Source organism: Malikia sp. (genome assembly GCF_028687635.1).
Lineage (GTDB): Bacteria > Pseudomonadota > Gammaproteobacteria > Burkholderiales > Burkholderiaceae_C > Malikia.
In genome coordinates this window covers 105,933-123,850 of sequence record NZ_JAQTZS010000006.1, presented here as the reverse complement: position 1 = coordinate 123,850, position 17,918 = coordinate 105,933, and the positions used below count along the sequence as shown (strand labels likewise).

General features: G+C 66.5%; 17 protein-coding genes. 5 read left to right on the top strand and 12 right to left on the bottom strand.

Translation table 11 applies throughout. From position 1 onward, the window contains the following. Window position 1 precedes the first annotated feature (1 nt). Together PHR85_RS06325 and PHR85_RS06320 are read right to left on the bottom strand one after the other, a co-directional pair. Window positions 2-1,183, bottom strand: a complete 1,182-nt coding sequence (locus PHR85_RS06325) for an acetate/propionate family kinase (protein ID WP_300051913.1) — start codon at window positions 1,181-1,183, stop codon at window positions 2-4. Next, entirely contained in the window at window positions 1,180-2,592 is a 1,413-nt protein-coding gene (locus tag PHR85_RS06320; protein ID WP_300051910.1) for a bifunctional enoyl-CoA hydratase/phosphate acetyltransferase, read from the bottom strand. The genes PHR85_RS06325 and PHR85_RS06320 overlap by 4 nt, the downstream gene beginning before the upstream one ends. 142 nt (window positions 2,593-2,734) lie before the next feature. On the opposite strand from PHR85_RS06320, the gene PHR85_RS06315 reads away from it, so the two are divergent. Then, window positions 2,735-3,175 carry a hypothetical protein gene (locus tag PHR85_RS06315; RefSeq protein WP_300051908.1) on the top strand — a complete coding sequence of 147 codons (441 nt, stop codon included), beginning with the start codon at window positions 2,735-2,737 and terminating at the stop codon, window positions 3,173-3,175. 18 nt (window positions 3,176-3,193) lie between these two features. On the opposite strand, the gene PHR85_RS06310 is transcribed toward PHR85_RS06315, so the two are convergent. The 5 genes from PHR85_RS06310 to PHR85_RS06290 all read right to left on the bottom strand — a co-directional run bounded on the left by PHR85_RS06310 (window position 3,194) and on the right by PHR85_RS06290 (window position 7,886). Then, window positions 3,194-3,673, bottom strand: a complete 480-nt coding sequence (locus PHR85_RS06310) for a histidine phosphatase family protein (RefSeq protein WP_300051905.1) — start codon at window positions 3,671-3,673, stop codon at window positions 3,194-3,196. Further along, window positions 3,670-5,745: a polyphosphate kinase 1 gene (gene ppk1 / locus PHR85_RS06305; RefSeq protein WP_300051903.1), complete on the bottom strand. Its 2,076-nt coding sequence runs from the start codon at window positions 5,743-5,745 to the stop codon at window positions 3,670-3,672. Before ppk1 ends, PHR85_RS06310 begins: the two co-directional genes overlap by 4 nt. 110 nt (window positions 5,746-5,855) lie before the next feature. Then, on the bottom strand, window positions 5,856-6,680 hold the full coding sequence (locus PHR85_RS06300) for a UDP-2,3-diacylglucosamine diphosphatase (RefSeq protein ID WP_300051991.1): 825 nt from the start codon (window positions 6,678-6,680) through the stop codon (window positions 5,856-5,858). Between the two features lie 35 nt (window positions 6,681-6,715). Then, on the bottom strand, window positions 6,716-7,555 hold the full coding sequence (locus PHR85_RS06295) for a GNAT family N-acyltransferase (RefSeq protein ID WP_300051987.1): 840 nt from the start codon (window positions 7,553-7,555) through the stop codon (window positions 6,716-6,718). 118 nt (window positions 7,556-7,673) lie between these two features. Beyond that, a complete protein-coding gene (locus PHR85_RS06290; RefSeq protein WP_300051902.1) occupies window positions 7,674-7,886 on the bottom strand; it encodes a hypothetical protein in 213 nt (70 codons plus the stop codon). Between the two features lie 192 nt (window positions 7,887-8,078). Here PHR85_RS06290 and PHR85_RS06285 point away from each other — a divergent pair, with 192 nt between their 5' ends. Beyond that, window positions 8,079-9,986: an alkaline phosphatase PhoX gene (locus PHR85_RS06285; RefSeq protein WP_300051900.1), complete on the top strand. Its 1,908-nt coding sequence runs from the start codon at window positions 8,079-8,081 to the stop codon at window positions 9,984-9,986. Window positions 9,987-9,990: 4 nt separating this feature from the next. On the opposite strand, the gene PHR85_RS06280 is transcribed toward PHR85_RS06285, so the two are convergent. Further along, window positions 9,991-10,608 carry a ParA family protein gene (locus PHR85_RS06280; protein WP_300051898.1) on the bottom strand — a complete coding sequence of 206 codons (618 nt, stop codon included), beginning with the start codon at window positions 10,606-10,608 and terminating at the stop codon, window positions 9,991-9,993. A gap of 176 nt (window positions 10,609-10,784) precedes the next feature. Between PHR85_RS06280 and ppk2 the strand changes: the two genes are divergently transcribed. Together ppk2 and PHR85_RS06270 are read left to right on the top strand one after the other, a co-directional pair. Next, a complete protein-coding gene (gene ppk2, locus PHR85_RS06275; protein WP_300051895.1) occupies window positions 10,785-11,705 on the top strand; it encodes a polyphosphate kinase 2 in 921 nt (306 codons plus the stop codon). A gap of 17 nt (window positions 11,706-11,722) precedes the next feature. Further along, entirely contained in the window at window positions 11,723-12,229 is a 507-nt protein-coding gene (locus tag PHR85_RS06270; protein WP_300051892.1) for an arsenate reductase ArsC, read from the top strand. Between the two features lie 3 nt (window positions 12,230-12,232). Here the strand turns inward: PHR85_RS06270 and glmM are convergent, their stop codons facing one another. From glmM to PHR85_RS06250, 4 genes are all read right to left on the bottom strand, one after another. After that, complete coding sequence (gene glmM / locus PHR85_RS06265) at window positions 12,233-13,564, bottom strand: phosphoglucosamine mutase (RefSeq protein ID WP_300051889.1); 1,332 nt, start codon at window positions 13,562-13,564, stop codon at window positions 12,233-12,235. Window positions 13,565-13,597: 33 nt separating this feature from the next. After that, window positions 13,598-14,488: a dihydropteroate synthase gene (gene folP / locus PHR85_RS06260; protein WP_300051886.1), complete on the bottom strand. Its 891-nt coding sequence runs from the start codon at window positions 14,486-14,488 to the stop codon at window positions 13,598-13,600. A gap of 71 nt (window positions 14,489-14,559) precedes the next feature. After that, a complete protein-coding gene (ftsH, locus tag PHR85_RS06255) occupies window positions 14,560-16,479 on the bottom strand; it encodes an ATP-dependent zinc metalloprotease FtsH (RefSeq protein WP_300051884.1) in 1,920 nt (639 codons plus the stop codon). A gap of 128 nt (window positions 16,480-16,607) precedes the next feature. After that, on the bottom strand, window positions 16,608-17,276 hold the full coding sequence (locus PHR85_RS06250) for an RlmE family RNA methyltransferase (RefSeq protein ID WP_300051881.1): 669 nt from the start codon (window positions 17,274-17,276) through the stop codon (window positions 16,608-16,610). 103 nt (window positions 17,277-17,379) lie between these two features. On the opposite strand from PHR85_RS06250, the gene yhbY reads away from it, so the two are divergent. Further along, window positions 17,380-17,856, top strand: coding sequence for a ribosome assembly RNA-binding protein YhbY (yhbY, locus tag PHR85_RS06245; RefSeq protein WP_300051879.1), 477 nt, complete (start codon window positions 17,380-17,382; stop codon window positions 17,854-17,856). The last annotated feature ends 62 nt before the right edge of the window (window positions 17,857-17,918 follow it).

The following is a 17,918-nucleotide window of genomic DNA, read 5'->3' as shown; positions in this document are numbered from 1 at the left end:
TTCAGGACAAGGCGGTCAGTTCGGCGGCATGCTCGGCCAGCATGCGCTCCTCGTCGGTGGCCAGCACCAGCACCCGCACGGCACTGCGCGGCAGGCTGATTTCCTCGGCGCCGGCCTGGTTGGCCGACTCGTCGAAATCGACGCCCAGCCAGCCCAGGCCGCTCAGCAGGCGGCTGCGCACCTCGGCCGCATGCTCGCCGATGCCGCCGGTCAGGACCAGGGCGTCGAGGCCGCCCAGGCTGGCGACCAGACCGCCGAGCTCGCGCCGGCATTGCTCGATGAAGTAGTCGACCGCCTCGCGCGCCGACGGCAGGTCGCTGGCCAGCAGCACCCGCATGTCGTTGGACAGGCCCGACATGCCCTTGAGGCCGGAATTGCGATACAGCAGATCGGTCAGGGACTGCACGTTCATGCCACGCTCGCTGAGCAGATAGAGCAGCACGCCCGGGTCGATCTGGCCGCAGCGGGTGCCCATGGCCAGGCCGTCGAGCGCGGTGAAGCCCATGGTCGAGGCGACCGAGCGACCGGCGCGCAGGGCACACATCGATGCCCCGTTGCCCAGGTGCGCGACGACGACCCGGCCCGCCAGCAGGCCGGGATGGCGGCTCTTGAGCTGGCGCGCGATGAACTCGTAGGACAGGCCGTGGAAGCCGTAGCGCCGGATGCCCTGCTCGTAGTACTGGCGCGGCAACGCGAAGGTATCGGCCACGAACGGGTGGCTGCGGTGAAAGGAGGTATCGAAGCAGGCCACCTGCCGCGCCCGCGGGAAGGCCGCGCGGGCCGCATCGATACCGGCCAGGTTGTGCGGCTGGTGCAGCGGCGCCAACGGCACCAGCTGCTGCAGCTGGGCGCGATTCTCGTCGTCGAGCAGGATCGGCTCGACATGCTCGGCCCCGCCGTGCACCACGCGATGGCTGACGGCGGTGACCTCGCGATTCGGGAAGCTCAGGCGCAGCCAGTCCAGCACGCCTTGCAAGGCGGTGCCATGGTCGGCCGGGCCCGAGGCGCCGTCGATCTGCTGCTGGTGGCGCTCGCCCGCCGTGGTGACGGCGGAAAACTGCGCCACCTCGCCCAGTCCCTCGACCTGGCCGACGGCCAGGCGCTCCAGGCCTCGCGAGCGCGCTTCGAACAGCGCGAACTTGATCGAGGACGATCCGGCGTTGAGAGTCAGCAGCAAGCTCATGCCAGCACCTCCGGCTCGACGGCGCATTGCCCGGTCTTGCTCCAATGGTCGTGCAGCAGCGCCAGCGCGCAGGAAGCCAGGCGCGAGCGGTCGTTGTCGGCGCGGCTGGTCAGGATCACCGGCACGCGGGCGCCGAGCACCAGGCCGGCGGCTTCGGCGCGCGCGACGAAGGTCAGCTCCTTGGCCAGCATGTTGCCGGCTTCGAGGTTGGGCACGATCAGCACTTCGGCGCGGCCCGCGACCAGGGACTCGATGCCCTTGGTGCGCGCGGCGTCGAGGTCGATCGCATTGTCCATCGCCAGCGGGCCGTCGACCGTGCCGCCACGGATCTGGCCGCGCTCGGCCATCTTGGACAGCACGGCGGCGTCCAGCGTCGAGGGAATGCTGGTGTTGATGGTCTCGACCGCCGACAGGATGCCCACGCGCGGGCACTCCAGTCCGCAGGCGCGCGCCAGGTCGATCGCGTTTTGCGTGATGTCGACCTTGGTCGTCAGGTCGGGGGCGATGTTGATCGCGGCATCCGAGATGAACAGCAGGTGGTCGAGCATCGGTGCGTCCATCACGAAGACATGGCTCAGGCGGCGACTGCCGCGCAGGCCGCGCTCCTTGTTGACGACCGCAGCGAGCAGTTCGTCGGAGTGGATCGCCCCCTTCATGACCGCACCGACTTCGCCGCTGCGCGCCATCGCGACGGCGATCGCGGCGGCGGCGCGAGAATCGGACTCGTGCACCTGGCGCCAGCACGTGATGTCGATGCCCAGCTCGGCGGCGATGCGCGCCATGCGCTGGGCGTCCCCCACCAGCACGGGCTCGATCAGGCCCTCGCGCGCCGACAGCGCCAGCCCGCCCATGGAGTTGGCGTCCTCGGGACAAACGACCGCGGTCTTGAGCGCGGGCAGCTTGCGCGCGCCATCGATCAGGCGGGCGAAATGGTCCTTGTTGCCCAGGATCAGCGGCGGCAGGTCGCGTGCGACCACTTCCTGCGAGACGCGCGGTGCCTCGACCTCGGCCTCGCCCTCGCAGACCAGCTCGCCGGCCTGGGTGCTGATGCGGGTCGCGAAGCGCGCCAGCGGCTCGGGGCCCTTCTCGATGCAGGTCACGCTGACCTGCAGCCGGTCGCCGACCTGGACCCGGCGATGAAAGCGCAGGTCCTGGCTGCGGTAGAGCGTGCCAGGGCCGGGCAGCAGGTTGCCGAGCACGGCCGACAGCAGCGAGCCGACCCACATCGAGGGGGCCAGCGCGGGCAGCTGCGACTGCGACTGCTCCGCTTCGGGCAAGTTCAGCGGATTGCGGTTGCCGGAGGCGTGCGCGAACAGCAGCAGATCCTGCTCGCTGCAATCGCGTTCAAGGGTAGCGCTGGCACCGAGGTTCAACTCCTGCCAAGTGGTATTTCGTCGGGGTAGGCTCATTGGTGGGTTCTTCCATCTATAAGGGTTAATTCTGACAGCTTATTCATCACATAAGTCAGAACGATTAATTCGACCAGGAAAAAACAAGTAATCTTCAGAAAAATTGTTTATACTGTTTAGATCGTTGGCATCCAATACAACCATGAATTCAAGCAAGAAAGAAGCCAAGGCCGAAGCCGCACCGGGAAAAGAAAAGAAAGCCAAACTGGTGCGCGACAGCTTCACCATCCCGAAGGACGAGTACGCCGCCTTCGACCTGCTGAAGGCGCGCGCCTTGGCCCAGGGCCTGGCGATCAAGAAAAGCGAGCTGCTGCGGGCGGGACTGATGACGCTCTCCAGCCTCGGCGACGCCAGGTTCAAGGCGGCATTGACCGCCGTGCCCACCCTCAAGACCGGCCGCCCGAGCGCGCAGGAAAGCACCGCGGTCGAACCCGCTCGGACCGAAGCCACCCCCACTGTACCCACTCCCGAGCCCGCCCCCGCGCAGCCGGCCAAGACCGCGGCCGCGCGCAAGAGCCGCAAGGCCGGGACCAGCACCCCGACGCCAGAGTCGACAGGCGACCAGCCGGCCCACCGAGCCTGAGCCGCCCGGCCCGAGGTTTCAGAGAAACTCCGGGCTCTGCACCGTCAGGATCACGGTCTGGATCTCGCCATTGCGCTCGCGCTGGTGCAACCACCAGACCGATCCCTTCTTGATCGAACACTCGGACTCGCTCAAGCCCACCAGGCGCGCGACCACCCGCCCCAGCGTGGGCTGGTGCCCGACGATCAGCGCCGGGTGGCGCAACTGCGGCCACTGCACGAGCTGCAGCAGGTCATCCACGCTGGCGTCAGGGCGCAGCGCATCGCTGAGACGGTACTTGCGTCCCAGCGCCAGCACGGTCTGCTCGGTGCGCACCGCCGGGCTCGACCAGATCCGCGCGTCCTCGGGCAGGTTGCGCTGCAGCCAGGCCGACATGCGGGCGGCCTGCTTCTCGCCCTTGGCCGTCAGCCGGCGCGACAGGTCACTGCCGCCGGTTTCCTCGTTGTCGGCCAGGTCCTCGGCCTCGGCGTGGCGCCACAAGATCAGATCCGCGTTCATGCCTTTCCTCCGTAGCGCGCCATCAACTGGGCCTGCGCCGAATGCGCTTGCGCGCGCGTTTTGCCGCTGCCCGCCTGGGCCCGCAGATAGACGCCGTCGGGCTGCAGCAGCCAGGCGTCGGTGTTGTCGGCCAGGCTCGCGTCCAGGCATTCGTCGATGATGCGTCGGCGCAGCGCCGGATCGGTCACCGGCCAGGCCAGCTCGATGCGGCGCAGCATGTTGCGGTTCATCCAGTCGGCGCTCGAAAGCCACAGTTCCTCCTGCTCGCCGTGCTGGAACAGGAACACCCGCGAATGCTCTAGCAGGCGGCCGATGATGGAGCACACCCGCACATTGTCGGTATGACCCGGTACCCCGGCCGGCAGGATGCAGGCCCCCCGCACGATCACATTGACCTTGACACCGGCCTGCGAGGCCAGCACCAGCGCGCGTGACAGCGGCTCGTCGGTCAGCGCGTTCATCTTCAGCACGATGCGCGCCGGCAGCCCCGCGCGCGCGGCGGCCGCGGCGGCCTCGATGCGGTCAAGCATGGCCTTGTGCAGGTGAAAGGGCGCGATCAGGGCCTTTTGCAGGCGCGACAGCCGGTTCTGGCTGGCCAGGTGCAGGAAGATCTGCTCCAGGTCGCCGGTCAGCGCGTCGTCGGCCGTCAGGTAGCTCAGGTCGGTGTAGAGCTTGGCGGTGCCGGGGTTGTAGTTGCCGGTCGAGACCTGGGCATAGCGGCGGATGCGCCCTTCCTCGCGCCGCGTCACCAGCAGCATCTTGGCATGGGTCTTGAGCCCGACGATGCCATAGACCACCTGCGCGCCGACGGATTCGAGCAGCTCGGCGTTGTTGATGTTGGCTTCCTCGTCGAAGCGCGCCTTGAGCTCGACCACGGCCGTGACCTCCTTGCCCCGGCGCACCGCCTCGCGCAACAAGCCGGTCATCTCGCCCTTGCTGCCGGTGCGGTAGAGGGTCTGCTTGATCGCCAGCACGTTCGGGTCCTCGACCGCCTCGCGCAGGAAGGCCAGCACCGCGTCGAAGCTCTCGTAAGGCTGGTGGATCAGCACATCGCCCTGCCGCAGTCGCTCGAAGAAGGACTGGCCCGGCGTCAGCTGAACCGGCCAGCCCGGCTGATAGCGCTCGAAGCGCAGCTCGGGGGCGTCGACCAGGTCGATCAGCTGGGTCAGTCGCACCAGGTTGACCGGCCCGGCCACCTTGTAGAGCGCCTCGGGCGGCAGGTCGAACTGCTGCAGCAGGAAGTCGGACAGGAACTCGGAACAGCCGGCCGAGACCTCGAGCCGCAGCGCGCGGCCGTAGTGGCGGTGCTGCAGGCCCACGCGCAGCGCGGTGCGCAGGTTCTTGACCTCTTCCTCGTCCACCGCGAGGTCTGAATGGCGCGTGACGCGGAACTGCGAGAACTCGGTCACCTGGCGGCCCGGGAACAGGTCGCCCAGGTGGGCCCGGATCACGCTCGAGATCGAGACGAAATGCACCTGGCGCGAGCCCTTGACGCCCGGCATGCGGATGAAGCGCGGCAGCGATCGGGGCACCTTGACGATGGCGACCTCGTTCTCGCGCCCGAAGGCGTCCCGGCCCGACAGGCGCACGATGAAGTTGAGCGACTTGTTGGCCACCTGCGGGAACGGGTGCGCCGGGTCGAGGCCGACCGGCAGCAGCAAGGGCTGGACTTCCTGGGTGAAGAATTCGCGCACCCAGCGGCGCTGGCGCAGGTTGCGCTCGCCGTGCGGCAGGATCTTGATGCCGCGCTTTTCGAGCAGCGGCAGCAACTCGCCGTTGTAGATCGCGTATTGCTGCTCGACCAGGCGATGCACATGCTCGGAGACCTCGGCGTAGCTCTGCACGGTGGCGGGGCCGCGCTGCTCGTTGCTCAGGCGCGCGCTCAGGTGCGGCTCGAAGCGGACCTCGAAGAACTCGTCGAGGTTGGAGGACACGATGGTCAGGTAACGCAAGCGCTCGAGCAGCGGGACCTGGGGCCGGCAGGCCCAGTCCAGCACCCGTTCATTGAAGGCCAGGATGCTCTGGTCGCGATCAAGAAAGGGCACGCGGGACGCATGGGAGAGAACAGTCATGGGGATCAAGATTGCACCAAGGTCAATCTTCCCATTCTGCCCATTTTTTGTGACAAAATGATGACGGCACTTCACGAAATCGTCACTGAGTTGTCATGCCGTCATCCCGGTCAATCGGCCATCGAGGCTTGCGCAGCGATGCGGACCGGCTGCTGCGCCAGCTCATCGGGCCAGTGCACGAGCTCAAGCCGGCCGTCCTGATACTCGACCAGCGCGGTCAGGCTCTCGATCCAATCACCATCGTTGCAATAGAGCGTGCCGTCTATGGTGCGCATCTCGGCGTGGTGGATATGGCCGCAGACCACGCCGTCGAGGCCGCGCTTGCGCGCCTCGGCCGCGACCGCCTCCTCGAAGCGGCTGATGAAGTTGACCGCCCCCTTGACCCTCTGCTTGAGGTACTGCGACAGCGACCAGTAGGGCAGCCCCAGGCGCGCGCGCAGGCTGTTGAAATGACGGTTGAGCCGCAGCGTGAACTCGTACAGCGTGTCGCCCAGACAGGCCAGCCACTTGGCGTACTGGATCACGCCGTCGTAGAGGTCGCCGTGGGTAACCCACAGGCGTTTGCCGTCGGCGGTGGTGTGAATGGCCTCGGTCATGACCTCGACACCGCCGAAATGGTGGTGGACGAAATGGCGCACGAACTCGTCGTGGTTGCCCGGCACGAAGATCACCCGGCAGCCCTTGCGCACCCGGCGCAGGATCTTCTGCACCACGTCGTTGTGCTCCTGCGGCCAGTACCAGCGCCGGCGCAGCTGCCAGCCGTCAATGATGTCGCCGACCAGATACAGGTTATCGCTCGGGTTGGCCCTCAGGAAGGACAGCAGCGCCCCGGCCTGGCAACCCTGGGTACCCAGGTGGACGTCGGAAATGAAGATGCTGCGCAGTCGCTCGGGAGCCTCGCCCTGGCGCTCTTCGGCGGGGCTGGGGTCGGACATGCCACCCAGGCCATCGAACAGAGCGGCGGCACGCATCAAGCCCCCAGGAAATGCTTGCGGTAACGCGGCGGCAGGTCGGCCAGGCGCATCATCATGGGCAGGTCGGCGGAATTGAAGTCGGGGTCCCAGGCCGGCGCGCCCAATACCTTGGCGCCCAGGCGCAGATAGCCCTTGATCAGCGCCGGCGGCTCCACATCCAGGCTGTCATCGAGCTGGTCGACCGGCAGCGGCAGGCGCGGACGGACATGGAACTCGATCGGGGCCAGATGCTTTTCGCGCACCTGACGCCAGATACTGGCCGCCGCGTGTCCGCCGTCCACGACGCCGTGCGGCCCCTCGTGCCGCATCGGGATGCTGGCACAGCCGATCATGGTGTCGAGTTCGTTGCGGGCCATGAAACCGGCCAGCGCGCCCCACAGCGCCATGATCACACCGCCATGGCGGTGCTCGGGGTGGACGCAGCTGCGACCGAGCTCGACCATCTTGTCGCGCAGCAGGCGCAGCCGGGTCAGGTCGAATTCGGTATCGCTGTAGAAGCTACCGACGCGCTTGGCCTGGGCCGGGGTCAGCAAGCGGTAGGTGCCGATGACCTGGCGGGTCGCCACATCACGCACCAGCAGGTGTTCGCAGAAATCGTCAAACAGGTCGATGTCGTGGCCCGGCTCGGTCCTGGGCAGGCGCGCGCCCATCTCGCCCGCGAAGATGTCGTACCTCAGGCGCTGCGCCTCGCGAACCTCGTCCAGATGGCACGCCCAAGAGACTTCGATACCACTTTTGTCTTGCGCGACAGCAGGTTGTAGCGATCCTGGATGAAGTGACCCCCTGGGCAGCGACAGCGGCGAGAGATCCAGCGTGGGGGTGGGCAGTTCCTTCATCATGTACTCCTGTTGGCATTGATTCATGTTGGGCTCATTCTTCGTGGCCCGCATGACGCGCGCATGGCCGGTCGATGAACGATTCATGACAGGACGCCGGGCGATCGACCTTTAACCTTCAGCGCCGGCGCGCGCAGTCTGGCCAGACGCTGTAGTGCAGCCAGCTGACCGTCCAGACGCCCAGCACCATGCCATCAAGATGGTGCGCTCCCGTCTCCTGACAGGCATTGATCTCGTCCCACCACGCCAGCAACGCCCGCTGGAGTCGCCGGCGCAGCCAGGGAAAACCAGCCGCCAGGACAACGACGGTCAATGCGATCTCAACGGACATGTCATGCACCTTTCAAAGTGAGCGGTGACAGTTGTACGCAGCGCTTTTGACAACACCATGAATAGCACCCGCCGACTGCACGACCGCCTGCTGCTGCGGCGGCGAAGCTCGTCCCAGTCCCCGACTTGCAACAAAACCGTCACATCGGCGCCACACAATGCCGGGCATCTTTCATTCCTTCACGGAACCGACATGAACTTGCGTCTGCTCGCCCTCTTCCCCCTGACCGCGCTCGCCGCTGCCTGCGGCAGCCTCGCTCCGCAGCAGGCCGGTCACGGCCCGGCCGTCACCGCCATCACCTTCAGCGAAACCCCCTCGCCCGAGAGCGAAACCGACATGCTGCGCACCTACACCCGCTCGGTCGCCCGGGTGAGCTACGCCGACGGCAGCAGCCGCGAGTTCCCGCTCAGCTACCAGAGCCTGTTCAAGAACACCGACGCCATCAGCGAGGTCAAGGGCAGGAAGTACGCCGCCGCGCAAGCCTTCGACGTCGACATGGCGCCCATCATGGACCCGAACGGCGATGCGGTGATCGCCGAGACGGCCGACGGCAACAGCCTGCACCAGGTCGGCGACAAGGTATTCCTGATCAACCACTGGGAATACGACGACGTGCTGGCCGACGGGCACGAAGCCCGCAAGGTCCCGAGCTGGTACAGCCGCATGCCGATGCACATGAGCCTGTCCGAGATCGCCCAGGGTCGTGACGGCAAGCTTTCCGTCAAGAACCAGAAACCGGTTGATTTCTCCAGCGTCAACGGCGGCTGGATCTTCTGCGCTGGCTCGCTGACGCCCTGGAACACGCATATCGGCGGCGAGGAGGACTACGACCTGTCCTTCGTGCCCGGCGAAAAGGAATACAAGACCACCCAGGCGGCGCTGAAATCGCTCAACCAGGCCTACTTCAAGGGTCGCCAGCAAGCCAACCCCTACCACTACGGCTACGCCACCGAAGTGGCGGTCAGGCCCGACGGTGGCTACGAGGTGTCCAAGCATTACCAGATGGGCCGCGGTGCCTGGGAACTGGCGCGCTTCGCCAACGACGGCCGCACCGCCATCTTCGGCGACGACGGCAGCTACTCGGGCCTGTTCATGTTCGTGGCCGACCAGGCCAACAACCCCAAGGCCGGCGGCAGCCTCTACGCCGCCAAGTGGAAGCAGACCTCCGGTGACGGCAGCGACGGCGACACCCAGGCCAGCATCAGCTGGATCAAGCTCGGCAGCAGCACCCATGCCGAGATCAAGGCCTTGATCGACAAGGGGCTCACCCAGGCCGATATCTTCGAGACCTCGCTGAGCGCCAAGCCAGGCTTCACCGCGACCCGCTCCGGCTCGGCCGAGACCATCTGGCTCAAGCTCAAGCCGGGCATGGAACAGGCCGCCGCCTTCCTGGAGACGCGCCGCTACGCGGCCTATCTCGGCGCCACCACCGAATTCACCAAGGGCGAGGGCGTGGCCTTCAACCACCAGGACAAGAAACTGTACTACGCGCTGAGCTACATCCAGGGTTCGATGAAGGCCAACGACGGCGGTCCGGTCGACCATATCCGCCTCAAGGAGAACAGCGCCGGCGCCACCATGACCTTCGACCTGGCCCAGGGCCAGCGGGACCAGCATGGCCAGCTGATCGCGTCCGGGTACGTGCCGTACCAGGCCCATATCGAGGACAAGCTGCTGGGTCGGCCGATCGCAGCCGACGCCCAGGGCAACACCGCCGACATCCGCTTCACCGCGAACACCGACAACCTCTACTTCTCCGAGAAGATGCGCACGCTGTTCATCGGCGAGGACTCGGGCGCCCATGTCAACAACTACGTCTGGGCCTACAACGTCGACAGCAAGCAGCTGACCCGCATCCTGAACATCGCCGCCGGCGCCGAGGCCACCGGCCTGCAGGTGGTCGAGAACCTCAACGGCCACGCCTACCTCATGGGCAACACCCAGCACCAGGGCGACTGGATCAAGACCCAGAACAAGGAGCTGACCCAGCGCCTGGAAGCCAAGGCGGCCGAACTGACCGGCAAGAACCAGTACGGCGTCTCGAACTACCGCCTGCAGGCGGATGTCGGCTACATCGGCGGCCTGCCGGCCATCCGCTGATCCCTCAGGCCTCGAGCCAGTCGCAGATCGCCCGCCACTGCTCGAGGTCCTTGGCCACCTGGCCCGGCTGGACGTCGAACAGGGTCAGGCCGCGCATGGCGAGCCGGATGTAGTTCTGCGTGTCGCGCAGGTAGCCCAGCACCGGCAGGCCCAGACCCTCGCAGAAGTCGCGCAGGTTTTCCGAGGCGATGGTGCGCTGATCCACCCGCATGCCCACCACGCCGATGTCCAGCCCGGCCGCGCGGCGGCGCTCCTGCAGATCATCGACGAAGGCGCGCGTGGCCAGCATGTCGAACAGGCTGGGCTGCAAGGGGATCAGCAGCTTGTCGGCGCGCTTGAGCACCTCCTTGACCTGCTTGCCATGCAGACCGCCCGGGGTATCGATCACCACATGCGTCGTGCCCTTGGGTGGGCGCAGCCCCTCGGCCGAGGAGGCATCCCAGGACTGGATGGCGCGCGCCTCGGCCGGACGCAGCCCCAGCCAGGCCGTCGAGGACTGCTGGATGTCGGCATCGCCGAGCATCACGCTGTGGCCATGGCGGGCCAGGTAGCCGGCCACGTGGGTGGCCAGGGTGGATTTGCCGACCCCACCCTTGGGATTGGCAACGACGATCACGGTCATGGGGCGGTCCTTCTGGGCGCATGGATCTGAAGCCAAATCATAGGCCCAAAGCAGCGGCCCGGCGACGATCGCGGCACGCCTGTCCTGCCGTGGCCGGATGCCTGACGCCCATTTCCGTCACGGAACTGACATGAAAAACACATACGATGCAACCCACATTTATCCTGGGACCTCGCATGGCTGCCTCCAACCACGAAGATTTGATCAAGCGCATCGAGCGCGACCTGCTCGACAGCTACGATGAAGAGCTGGAACTGGAAATCGAGGATCGCAACCCCGAGGGACTCGGTGTCGACCTCGGCGCCAGCAACACGGACGAGCACAAGGCCTCCCGAATGGCCTATTTCCGCGAGCTGTTCAAGCTCCAGGGCGAACTCGTCAAGCTGCAGGACTGGGTGGCGGCGACCAGGCAGAAGGTCGTGATCCTGTTCGAAGGTCGCGACGCGGCCGGCAAGGGCGGCGTGATCAAGCGCATCACGCAACGCCTGAATCCGCGCGTCTGCCGCGTGGTCGCCTTGCCGGCGCCCAACGACCGCGAGCGCACGCAATGGTATTTCCAGCGCTATGTCGCTCACCTCCCCGCCGCGGGCGAGATGGTGCTGTTCGACCGCAGCTGGTACAACCGCGCTGGCGTGGAAAAGGTCATGGGCTTCTGCGACGACGACGAGTACGAGGAGTTCTACCGCTCGGTGCCCGAGTTCGAACGCATGCTGGTGCGCTCCGGCATCAAGGTCATCAAGTACTGGTTCTCGATCAGCGACGACGAGCAGCACCTGCGCTTCCTGGGTCGCATCCACGACCCGCTCAAGCAGTGGAAGCTCAGCCCGATGGACCTGGAATCGCGCCGCCGCTGGGAGGCCTACACCCAGGTCAAGGAAACCATGCTCGAGCGCACCCACATCGAGGAAGCGCCCTGGTGGATCGTTCCGGCCGACGACAAGAAAAAGGCGCGCCTGAACTGCATCAATCACCTCCTGACACATTTCGAGTACCATGAGATCGAGAAACCGGAGGTCGTGCTGCCGGCACGCGTCCGCAATCCCGATTACATCCGCCACCCGGTGCCCGACTCGATGATCGTGCCCCAGGTGTATTGAGCCCTGTCCAACCGTCCATGACCGATCACCCGCCCATCAACGTCCTGTTCCTTTGCACGCACAACGCCGCCCGCAGCATCCTGGCCGAAGCCATCCTGAGCCACATCGGCAAGGGACGCTTTCGCGCCTTCTCGGCCGGCACCCAGGCCAACGCCGACCACCGGCCGCACCCGCTAGCGCTCGAAGCGCTGCAGAGCGCCGGTGTCAGCACCGCGGGACTGCGCAGCAAGAACTGGGACGAATTCAGCGCCCCCCAAGCGCCGCGGATGGATCTGGTCATCACGGTCTGTGACGATGCGCACGGCGAGACCTGCCCGGTCTGGCCCGGCCATCCGGCGATCGCGCACTGGTCCTACCCCGACCCGATGCTGGCCGAGGGCGACCATGACGCGCTGCTGGAAATGTTCAAGCAGGTCATGCACCGCATGCACCTGCGGCTGGAGCTGTTCATGAACCTGCCGCTGGCCAGCCTGGACCGGCTGGTGCTGGAAAGCCACGCCAAGGAACTCTCGGCGCAGCACTGAACGTCAGCCGCGCGCGGCCTCGGCCATGCGCTCGGCCAGCTCCTTGGCCTGCCGGGCGTCGCGGGCCTCGACCATCACGCGCAGCAGCGGCTCGGTGCCGCTGGCGCGGATCAGCACGCGGCCGGTCTCGCCCAGCTCGGCCTCGGCCGCTGAAATAGCGGCCTGCAGCGTCGCGTTGCTCTTCCAGTCCTGCCCCGGCTGCAGCCGCACGTTGATCAGCACCTGCGGGAACAGCTCGACGCCGGCCAGCAGCTGCGCCAGGGTCTTGCCGCCGCGCACGCATGCCTGCAGCACCTGCAAGGCCGACACCAGCGCGTCACCCGTCGCCTGCCGGTCCAGGATCAGCAGATGGCCCGAGCCCTCGCCGCCCAGCAACCAGTGGTGGCGGTGCAACTCCTCCAGCACGTAGCGGTCGCCGACCTTGGCGCGCACGAAGGCACAGCCCTTGGCCTTGAGCGCGACCTCCACCGCCATGTTCGTCATCAAGGTGCCGACCACGCCGGGCACCACCTCGTCGCGCGCCAGCCGCTCGGCAGCCAGCAGATAGAGCAATTCGTCGCCGTTGTACAGGCGTCCCTGTGCATCAACCACCTGCAGCCGGTCGGCGTCACCGTCGAGCGCGATGCCGATGTCCGCCTGATGCTGCCTGACCGCCTCCACCAATGCCTCGGGGTGGGTCGCGCCGCAGCCGTCGTTGATGTTGAGCCCGTCCGGGCTGCAACCGATGGCGGTCACCTCGGCGCCCAGTTCGTGGAACACCTTGGGCGCGATCTGGTAGGCCGCGCCGTGCGCCGCATCGACCACGATCTTCAGGCCCTTGAGCGAAAGCTCCTTGTCGAAGGTGCTCTTGCAGAACTCGATGTAGCGACCGGCCGCGTCATCCAGGCGCTTGGTCCGGCCCAGCGAGGCCGAGTCGGCCCAGACGCGCGGCTCGGCGATCGCGGCCTCGACCGCCAGCTCCCAGTCGTCGGGCAGCTTGGCGCCCTGGGCGCTGAAGAACTTGATGCCGTTGTCGGCAAACGGATTGTGGCTGGCGCTGATCACCACGCCCAGGCTGGCGCGCTGCGCGCGGGTCAGATAGGCCACCGCGGGCGTCGGCACCGGACCGAGCAGCAGCACATCGACACCGGCCGAGTTGAAACCGGACTCGAGCGCGGACTCAAGCATGTAGCCCGAAATCCGGGTGTCCTTGCCGATCAGCACCAGCGGGCGCGCTTCCTTCTGCTTGAGCACGCGACCGACCGCATGGGCGAGCCGCAGCACGAAGTCGGGCGTGATCGGATGGATGCCAACGGTGCCGCGAATGCCGTCGGTGCCGAAATACTTGCGGGTCATGAAGTGAGCTTCCTCTCTGGCTTTAGGTTTCGATTATCGCTGCTGCGCGTGCATCGCCCGCCAGACCTGGACCGCGTCGACCGTCTCGCGCACATCGTGCACGCGCACGATGCGTGCACCGCGCTCGATCGCCAGCAGATGCGCGGCCACGCTGGCCGCCACGCGCTGCGCGGGCACCTGCTGACCCGTCACGCTGCCGAGCGAGGACTTGCGCGACCAGCCCGCCAGCAGCGGATAACCCAGCGCCAGCACCTCGTCCTGGCGCGCCAGCAGCGCGAAATTCTGCTCGACGGTCTTGCCAAAGCCGATGCCGTAGTCGACGACGATGCGCCCGGGCGCCACGCCGCGCGCACGCAGCAGATCGGCGCGCTGCCGTAGGAAATCCGCCACCTGCGGCACCACGTCACCCGTCATCGGCGCGACCTGCATGCGCTGCGGCTCCAGGTGCATGTGCATCAGGCAGACGCCGCAATCGAGGTGAGCGGCGACCACCTCGACGCCATTGCCCTGCCCGTTGGCAAAGGGCCGCTGCAGCGCCCAGACGTCATTGATGATGTCGGCGCCCAGGTCCAGGCAGGCCCGCATGACCTCGGGCTTGTAGGTGTCGATCGACAGCGGCACGCCGAGCTTGAGTGCCAGACGCAAGACAGGCAGCACCCGGTCGAGCTCCTCTTGCAGCGGCACCGGCGGCGCGCCCGGGCGGGTCGACTCGCCGCCGATGTCGAGGATGGTCGCGCCGTCCTTGAGCAGCTGCTCGGCATGCGCCAACGCGCGGACCGGGTCATCGTGCCGGCCGCCGTCCGAGAAGGAATCCGGCGTGACGTTGACGATGCCCATGACCTGCGGCTGGTCCAGGGCGATCTCGAAGCGGGTGGTTTTCCAGACGGGAGCGGGATGGAGGGTTTCGGCGGTCATTTCGGCCATGACGCAGGCTGCCTGCGCTGCTGAGGAATAAAAAACCGGGGACAAGCCCCGGTCGGATGATGCTGGCCTGGTTAGGCCGCGGTGGGTGCCGGGTCGGTCTTGACCGAGGGCGTGCCACCATCGCCACCGCCACCCGCTGGCGGCTTGCGCGGCACGAAGTCCTTGGGCGGGCGCGGCGGCTTGCCGGCCATGATGTCATCGATCTGATCGCCCTCGATGGTCTCCCACTCAAGCAGGGCATGGGCCATCGCGTGCATCTTGTCGCTGTGCTCCTCGATCAGGCGGCGGGCCAGACCGTACTGCTCGTCGATGATGCGGCGCACCTCGCCGTCGACCTTGCGCATGGTGTCCTCGCTCATGTGCGTGGTCTTGGTGACCGAGCGGCCCAGGAACACCTCGCCCTCGTTCTCGGCGTAGACCATGGGGCCGAGCGCCTCGCTCATGCCATAGCGCATCACCATGTCGCGCGCGATCTGGGTCGCGCGCTCGAAGTCGTTGCTGGCGCCGGTGGTCATCTGGTGCATGAACACCTCTTCGGCGATGCGGCCACCAAACAGCATGCTGATCTGATTCAGCATGAACTCGCGGTCGTAGCTGTAGCGGTCCTTCTCGGGCAGGCTCATGGTCACGCCCAGGGCACGGCCACGCGGGATGATGGTGACCTTGTGCACCGGGTCGCACTTGGGCAGCAGCTTGCCGATCAGCGCGTGACCCGCCTCGTGGTAGGCCGTGTTGCGGCGCTCTTCCTCGGGCATGACCATGGACTTGCGCTCGGGGCCCATGATGATCTTGTCCTTGGCCTTCTCGAAGTCCTGCATCTCGACCACGCGCGCGTTGCGGCGCGCCGCCATCAGCGCGGCCTCGTTGCAGAGGTTGGCCAGGTCGGCACCGCTCATGCCGGGCGTGCCGCGCGCGATGATGTCGGCGTTGACATCGGTACCCAGCGGCACCTTGCGCATGTGGACGTTGAGAATCTGCTCGCGACCCCGGATGTCGGGCAGCGTGACATAGACCTGGCGGTCGAAACGGCCCGGGCGCAGCAGCGCGGCATCCAGGATGTCCGGGCGGTTGGTCGCGGCGATCACGATCACGCCGAGGTTGGTCTCGAAGCCGTCCATCTCGACCAGCATCTGGTTGAGGGTCTGCTCGCGCTCGTCGTTGCCACCGCCGACGCCAGCGCCACGCTGGCGGCCGACCGCGTCGATCTCGTCGATGAAGATGATGCAGGGCGCGTTCTTCTTGGCGTTCTCGAACATGTCGCGCACGCGGGCCGCGCCAACGCCGACGAACATCTCGACGAAGTCGGAGCCCGAGATGCTGAAGAACGGGACCTTGGCTTCGCCAGCGATCGACTTGGCCAGCAGGGTCTTGCCGGTGCCCGGAGGGCCGACCAGCAGCAGGCCGCGCGGGATGCGACCGCCGAGCTTCTGGAACCGGGACGGGTCCTTCAGGAAGTCGACCACTTCCTTGACCTCTTCCTTGGCCTCGTCGCAGCCGGCGACATCGGCGAAGGTCACGGTGTTGGTGCTCTCGTCGAGCATGCGGGCCTTGCTCTTGCCGAAGCTGAAGGCGCCGCCACCCTTGCCACCGCCCTGCATCTGGCGCATGAAGTAGACCCAGACGCCGATCAGCAGCAGCATGGGACCCCAGCTGACCAGCAGGGTCATCAGCAGCGAGCCCTCCTCGCGCGGACGCACGTCGAAGTCGATGTTGTTGGCGCGCAGGTCGCCGACCAGGCCACGGTCGAGGTAGGTGGCGGTGGTGCGCACGCGCTTGCCATCGACCGTCTCGGCGACGATCTCGGTGCCACCGGGAGACTCCTGGATGGTGGCCTTCTTGATGCGCTGGGCCTGGACCTCATCGAGGAACTCGGAATAGCCCATGTAGCCGGCACCGGCGCTGGTCCTGCCGTCGAACTGCTTGAAGACGGTGAACAGCACCATGGCTACGACGAGCCAGACGCCAACTTTGGAAAACCAGGGGTTGTTCAAAACGGACTCCCGAACGAAAACGCAATGTACTGATAGATGGGCGCCATTCTAGGTCTTTCAAGCGCCGGCCTGACACAGGCGGGTCACAACCGTTGCCAATGCCGGGGATGGCAAGAACCCATGCCGCTTTACTTGAGACCGATTCCGACCAGAAAGGTTTCAGACGACTTGTCGCGCGAGGACTTGGGCTTGATCGGCTTGACCAGCTTGAAGCTGTCCTTGAACAGCTTGACCATGTCCTGGTAGGCGCCGCCATGGAAGAGCTTGACCACCAGCGCGCCGTCGGGCTTGAGGTGGGCCTTGGAGAAGTCCACCGCCAGCTCGACCAGCAGCGCGATGCGCGCGGCATCGACCGAATCCACGCCCGACAGATTGGGCGCCATGTCCGACACCACGGCATCGACCGGGCGGTGGCCGCCGTCGGGCAGCAGCAGCTTGTCCTCCAGCTGGGCCAGCACGGCCTCCTCGCGGAAGTCGCCCTGGATGAACTGAACCCCCTCGATCGGCTCCATCGGCAGCAGGTCGAGGCCGACGATCATGCCGTTGAGCTCGCCCACCGCCGCGCCCGTCGGCGACAGACGCCGGCGCAGGTACTGGCTCCAGGCCCCGGGCGCGCAGCCCAGGTCGACCACGCAGTGGCCGGGCCGGATCAGGTGGAAGGTTTCATCGATCTCCTTGAGCTTGTACGCGGCGCGCGCGCGATAGCCCTCGCGCTGGGCCAGCTTGACCCAGGGATCGTTGACGTGTTGGTTCAGCCAGGCCTTGTTGACCTTCTTGCTCTGCGTTTTTACTTTCATGCAGCTTCGATTGTCCCACGTCGGCTACCATCTTGCCGGCGTGCCTCCTAGCGCGCTCGAAGCCGCAGTTCCACCGGAGCGGACGATCCGGGATAATCGCGCCATGCCTCAAATCATTCTGACACCCGCCCAGCGCAAACCCTTCCGCTCGGATGCCCACCATCTCGACCCGGTCGTCCTGATCGGCGGCGATGGCCTGACCGAAGCCGTCAAGAGGGAAGTCGACGCCGCGCTCAAGGCCCATGGCCTGATCAAGGTGCGCGTCTTCTCCGATGACCGCGACCAGCGCGCCGCCTACCTTGAGCAACTCGCCGAGGAACTCGACGCCGCCGCCATCCAGCATATCGGCAAGCTGCTGGTGCTCTGGCGCCCGATCCCCGAGAAGGAAAAGGCCATCGACGAGGACCGCATGCCGGGCCCGCGCGATGTCAAGGTCCTCAAGTACAGCTCCAAGGGCGGCCAGCGCCCCGAGGTCAAGCAAGTCCGCGTGCTCGGCAACGAGCGCCTGACCTTCGGCGGCCTGGTCAAGCGGGCCAAGAAGCCGACCCAGAAGAGCAGCAAGAAGACCCACCAGAAATAATGCGGGCGTCCCGTGTGGACGCGACTGGTTGCTGAGAATCAGCCGCCAGCTCACTTTCAGGC

Coding starts and splice junctions, on each gene's coding strand:
- PHR85_RS06325 (WP_300051913.1), bottom strand. CDS start 1,183: ATGAGCTTGCTGCTGACTCTCAACGCCGGATCGTCCTCGATCAAGTTC.
- PHR85_RS06320 (WP_300051910.1), bottom strand. CDS start 2,592: ATGAGCCTACCCCGACGAAATACCACTTGGCAGGAGTTGAACCTCGGT.
- PHR85_RS06315 (WP_300051908.1), top strand. CDS start 2,735: ATGAATTCAAGCAAGAAAGAAGCCAAGGCCGAAGCCGCACCGGGAAAA.
- PHR85_RS06310 (WP_300051905.1), bottom strand. CDS start 3,673: ATGAACGCGGATCTGATCTTGTGGCGCCACGCCGAGGCCGAGGACCTG.
- ppk1 (WP_300051903.1), bottom strand. CDS start 5,745: ATGACTGTTCTCTCCCATGCGTCCCGCGTGCCCTTTCTTGATCGCGAC.
- PHR85_RS06300 (WP_300051991.1), bottom strand. CDS start 6,680: ATGTCCGACCCCAGCCCCGCCGAAGAGCGCCAGGGCGAGGCTCCCGAG.
- PHR85_RS06295 (WP_300051987.1), bottom strand. CDS start 7,555: ATGAAGGAACTGCCCACCCCCACGCTGGATCTCTCGCCGCTGTCGCTG.
- PHR85_RS06290 (WP_300051902.1), bottom strand. CDS start 7,886: ATGTCCGTTGAGATCGCATTGACCGTCGTTGTCCTGGCGGCTGGTTTT.
- PHR85_RS06285 (WP_300051900.1), top strand. CDS start 8,079: ATGAACTTGCGTCTGCTCGCCCTCTTCCCCCTGACCGCGCTCGCCGCT.
- PHR85_RS06280 (WP_300051898.1), bottom strand. CDS start 10,608: ATGACCGTGATCGTCGTTGCCAATCCCAAGGGTGGGGTCGGCAAATCC.
- ppk2 (WP_300051895.1), top strand. CDS start 10,785: ATGGCTGCCTCCAACCACGAAGATTTGATCAAGCGCATCGAGCGCGAC.
- PHR85_RS06270 (WP_300051892.1), top strand. CDS start 11,723: ATGACCGATCACCCGCCCATCAACGTCCTGTTCCTTTGCACGCACAAC.
- glmM (WP_300051889.1), bottom strand. CDS start 13,564: ATGACCCGCAAGTATTTCGGCACCGACGGCATTCGCGGCACCGTTGGC.
- folP (WP_300051886.1), bottom strand. CDS start 14,488: ATGGCCGAAATGACCGCCGAAACCCTCCATCCCGCTCCCGTCTGGAAA.
- PHR85_RS06250 (WP_300051881.1), bottom strand. CDS start 17,276: ATGAAAGTAAAAACGCAGAGCAAGAAGGTCAACAAGGCCTGGCTGAAC.
- yhbY (WP_300051879.1), top strand. CDS start 17,380: ATGCCTCAAATCATTCTGACACCCGCCCAGCGCAAACCCTTCCGCTCG.